Here is a 4,821-nt window from a genome sequence, read left to right on the forward strand (position 1 = left end):
GCCGTGTCCCTCCGTGCCGGCCGCCGGCGAGTCGGACACGCGCAGGTGACAGTCGGTGCACAGCAGCCCCTCGCGGGCGTGGCCGGTGAAGGAGTAGTAGTGGCCCTCGGTGTTGTGGCAGCTATGACATAGCTCCTGCGAGCTGCCCACTTTCAGCGCGGTCGTGTGCGGGTTGTGGCACTGATTGCAGGTCATACCCTGCTGGCCGTGCTCGCTCTGCTCCCACTCGTCGAACGTCTCCACGTGGCACGTGCCGCACAGACGTGAGGAGACGTCGGTGGGCATGTAGGCGTCGGGATGATTGCTGGGCACGGGCGAGTGGCAGGCCAGACAGCCGACGCCGCCCTCGTTGTACGCGCCGGTTTCGGGATTGTAGCCGGTGGTGTGGCAGGCCAGGCATTCCTTCGGCGTGCCCTGCTCCGTCCAGGCCCGCTGGAACGCGGGGTCGGTCATGGCGTAGCCGTGGGCGCTCTCCCCCCAGTAGCCGCGGATGCCCTCGTGGCAGCCGGTGCACTCCTGGGCGTTGGGCACGGGCGTGGCGTCTTGCCGGGCCGGCGCGGCGCTGGCGGCGGGGATGGCCGCGAACGCCAGGATCGCCAACAGCGCGCCGAGGAGCGCGCTACAGACGATCAGTCGTGGGATTTGGATGCGCATCAGATTGTCAACCTCTCCTCCGTGACCGGCGAGAGCCGGGCGGCGGACCGATAGAATGAGCAACTCTTCAAGGAGGTTAGTAGCAGTATAAGGGGCGGCGGGGGCGGGGTAAATTGGGCGAATACCTGATTTAGGGAGGGGGAAGACGCGGGATAAGCATCCCGCGCCACGCCAGGGCATGGGGCAGTTACCCCATCAGGTAGGGGGGCGGCGTGGGGGAGTGAGCCAGTGTGGCACCAGATTCTTATCCCGTATCCGCCAACGTGGCGCGGGATGCTTATCCCGCGTCTTCCGCGCTTGGGGCAAACACACCACTCCGAATGGCTGCTTCGCCCGATTTACACGCAGGGCGGGATCATCTATGCTGATGCTGAGAAAAATAGTAGCGACTGACGGTGATCGGGGACGGCCACGCCGCCCCGACACAGGATAAAAGGGAAAGCCATGAACGAGTTTGAGGGGATTTTGACGGTGGTTGTCTTCTTCGCCGTGCGTATCGGCTTGCCGGCGCTGGTCATCTTGGGCCTGGCCCGCCTGGCCCGCCGCGTCTTTGGCGTGGAGCCAGATGAGGGCGAGGAGTCGATCCAGGAACGGCCGGCGTAACGCAGCCTGTGAGGCTGCCTCTTCGCATCTACCGCAGCTTCGCAGGCTGCGCTACAAAGGGCCGCGCTTCCCAGAGGAGGCGCGGCCCTTTTCGTCGCCAAGAACCTGGAGGGTCGAGTTACCTCGGCCCTCCAGGAACCTAAACTATGAAGCATCCCCAGACTTCACCGACGCCACAAAATCTGTGTAATCTGTGAAATCTGTGGATTCTTCCCCTCTTAATCCTCGAACGTCCGCACCTCAGCGCGGGTCATCGCCGCCACGTCGCCGCGGACAGCCTGGATCGAGTCGTACAGGATTTGCATGATGTACGACGAGTTGTGGGCGTAGGCCCCCGGCTCCTTCTGGGAGTCCTGGTAGTTGTACGCCGCGCGCAGCAGATTGGGTGTCCAACTGGCAAAGCCCTCTTCCTCGCCGTTCACCTGCCCGTTCCCGTCCGCGTCCGCGAACCAGTACGGGTAGGAAGCTGAGTTGTAAACGATGGCCGTGCCTGTCACGTCGACCGCGTAAGCCTGGATGGCCGTCAGCAACGCTTCGCGCATCGTGTCAATCTCGCCGTAGACGCCTTCGGTGATGTCGCCGTCGCCATCGTAGTCGATGTCGCTCATGCGGATGGTGCGCAGCCCCTCGATGGAGTCCGCGCCCTCGTGGCAATCGCCGCAATCCTCAATCACGACCGTCAACTCGTGGATGGAGTGGCACTCGGTGCAGGAGTCATAGGTAGCAACGTGCTGGTTCTTGCCGGTGTACTCCCGACCCTCGAACTCGTAGGCGCCCTTGACTTCCGTGCCGAACAGCGTGGAGCCGGCGGCGAAGTAGTGGATATTGACAAAGCGCAGGTCTTCGTTGACCTCGTCATCCGGCTTGTCGCCGATGCGCGTATTGACGCTGACCGTGGACTCGCGCCCCTGGTGGCAGTTGAGGCACATGTTGGCCGAGAAGTCGCGTTCGCCGAAGGAGACCGTCGCCCCGCTGGGGAAGCGCACGGAATTCACCTCGTAGATCGTGAACTCCTGCAGGTCGTTGTGGCACGTGCCGCAGTTCAGGCCGTTGCTGGCCGGCTGGCTGGTGATCACGCCTTCGGTTACGAATTGGGGTTGGCCGGTGGCGGTGTGGCACTTGGCGCAAGTGCCGGGCACAATGCCGCCGCCCTCCTCCTCCGCGTCCCAGTGGCGGAACGCCTCTTCGGAACCGGCGAAGTGGCCGTGGTCGATGCGATGGGCGGTGCTGATATCCACCGGCGTGTTCACGGCCCCGTTCAAGTCCGTGATCGAGTCGTAGAGCAACTGGATGATGTACTTGCCGCCGTGGGCGTGAACGCCGGGGTCCTTCTGGGACACCTGGAAGTTGTAGGCCGCCTTGGACAAGCGTCCCGTCCAGTTACCGAAGGCGTTGTCGAAGACCGCCTCCGTCTCGCTCAGCGTGCCGTCGCCGTCGGTGTCGGCGAAGAAGTACGGGTAGGCCGCGGCGTTGTAGCCGATCATGACCTCGCCCGTCTCCATCGTGTACGCTTGCATCGCCTGCCAGAGCAGGTCGCGCAGCCCCGCGATCTCGTAGTAGATGCCCTCTTCCATGTCGCCGTCGCCGTCGTAGTCGACCAGCGAACCGAACATGCGAATGTTGGCCACGTCCTCCACCGTCTCGACACCTTCGTGGCACGCCTGGCACTGCTCCAGGTTGATCTGGAGCGTATGCGGGTTGTGACACTCGATGCAGGTGTTGTGGCTGGGCACATGGTCGAAGCGGGCGTCATAGGCATTGCCGCCATACTCATACCCGCCCTTGGCCAGCGTCCCATACTGGGTCGCCGCCGCGGCGTAGTAGTGGATGTTGGTGAAGCCCATATCCTCGCTGACCGTGTCCAGGTCTTCCGTCAGGCCGGCGTCGGCGATGCGCTGATCCACCGAGATAGTGGACGCGCGCCCCTGGTGGCACTCCATACAACGCGCCTCATTGCCCAGATTGAGCACCTCGATCCCGGACGGGAAGATGACGCTCGAACGGGCGATGACGGCGTTGTTGTGGCAGGCCGTGCACTCCACGGTCGTGCCGATGGGCGCGGGCGCGTCAACCACGTTGACCGCGCTGCCATCGGCGCCAACGAAGTCCTGGAAGCCGGGCGTACTGTGGCACTTGGCGCAGTCCGTCGGTACTTCGGCCGGGTCTTCCTCGTTCCAGTGGTTGAACGGCTCGCCTTCCGTGTCATTGTGGGGCGAGTTCGTCCACTCGTCGAGGAAGGGAATGGCCGGGCCGGCGGCGACCGCCTCGGTCTCGCCTTCGGCCACTGGCGCTTCCGCCGTTGGCTCCTCGGTCTCCGCGGTCGGCTCCGCCTCAGCGGCCGGGGCCTCGGTCTCTGAGGTCGCCTCTGGCGCTTCCTCGGTGCTCGCGTCAGCCGCCTGGGTGGCCTCCTCTGTCGCCTGGGTCTGGCCTCCCTGATCCGCGCAAGCGGCGAGGAGTAGACTCATTAACAGGATGAGGATACCCAGGAAGGCGAGCGAGCGTCTACTAGGTCTCATACCATTTCACCTCCTTTGCTCATATGAAAACGACAATGTGTATGGTACAACCTTGGCCTCGCGCCGGAGGCTGGGGCGTACCCTCTCCCTAACCCTCTCCCGTGGGGAGAGGGGGTGGGGTTGATAAGACTGTCCGGCCAGCGCCTCACGGCGCGGGCGTGGCCAGGGGGACAAACACGTCACGTGTCGCCTCCGGCAGCGTAGTGATGGCCGTCTGCTCGAAGGTGAACATCCACACCACCAGGGCCGCCGCCAGCAGGACGACGACCGAGGCTACGGCGAAATAGACCCGCCGTCGCCGCCGTAGCGCGTCAGGCGGGATGACCCGCCACGGGTCGCCGCCGCGCTCCAACCGCTCCAACTCCAGGATGTGCTCCTCCTCCATGATCTTGTGGCTGAGCACGCCGGTGAACATGCTCTTGTTGCGGTGCTTCACCAGCACGTTGTAGAGATGCCAGATGACGATGGACGCGGCGGCCAGCACCGCCTCCCAGCCGTGGGCCTCCAGCGCCGCCGGGATGAACGTGCCCGGTACGATGGCCGTGGCAGCGATGGGGTTCCACAGGATGAAGCCGGTCATGATCATCACCGCCGTGCCCCATACGACCGCCCAGTACTCGAACTTCTCGCCGAAGTTGAACTTGCGCATGCGCGGCGGATCGTCCTGCAGGCCCAGGTTGTAGAAGACGGTGTCGCGCAAATCCAGGCCGTCCTTGATGTCGGGCAGCATGCGCATCCGCTCGTGCTTGACGAACAGCCGGTAGCTGGAGGTCAGCAGGTGATAGATGGAGCCGAGCACGAGTACAATGGCCGCCCAACGGTGGATGTAGCGGGCCATCTCGATCCCGCCCAGGGCGTTGATGATCCAGGTAGAGATAGGCGAGAAGGGGAACTTCTGCGGCAGGCCGGTCAGGCACAGGATGGTGAAGCTGATGAGCAGGATCATGTGCTCGATCCGCGCCATCAGGCGGAACCGGGGGTACTCCTTCTCCTGGGTCTCCGGATGTATAACCGGTGCGTCGTCTCTCACGTCTTGATCCTCAAATCC

At 64.1% G+C, this 4,821-nt stretch carries 4 protein-coding genes; 1 reads left to right on the forward strand and 3 read right to left on the reverse strand.

Annotated features, from left to right (window positions below):
• On the reverse strand, window positions 1-654 hold a 654-nt coding region (locus tag ACE3UY_RS04345; RefSeq protein WP_374686329.1), incomplete at its 3' end, for a cytochrome c3 family protein.
• A gap of 444 nt (window positions 655-1,098) precedes the next feature.
• On the opposite strand from ACE3UY_RS04345, the gene ACE3UY_RS04350 reads away from it, so the two are divergent.
• Window positions 1,099-1,257, forward strand: a complete 159-nt coding sequence (locus ACE3UY_RS04350; protein ID WP_374686330.1) for a hypothetical protein — start codon at window positions 1,099-1,101, stop codon at window positions 1,255-1,257.
• Window positions 1,258-1,475: 218 nt separating this feature from the next.
• On the opposite strand, the gene ACE3UY_RS04355 is transcribed toward ACE3UY_RS04350, so the two are convergent.
• Entirely contained in the window at window positions 1,476-3,773 is a 2,298-nt protein-coding gene (locus ACE3UY_RS04355) for a hypothetical protein (RefSeq protein ID WP_374686331.1), read from the reverse strand.
• Between the two features lie 145 nt (window positions 3,774-3,918).
• Window positions 3,919-4,821 (reverse strand): formate dehydrogenase subunit gamma (locus ACE3UY_RS04360; protein ID WP_374686332.1); only part of this gene is annotated, 903 nt, incomplete at its 5' end.

It is taken from the genome of Promineifilum sp. (SeqCode) (genome assembly GCF_041918635.1).
GTDB lineage: Bacteria > Chloroflexota > Anaerolineae > Promineifilales > Promineifilaceae > Promineifilum.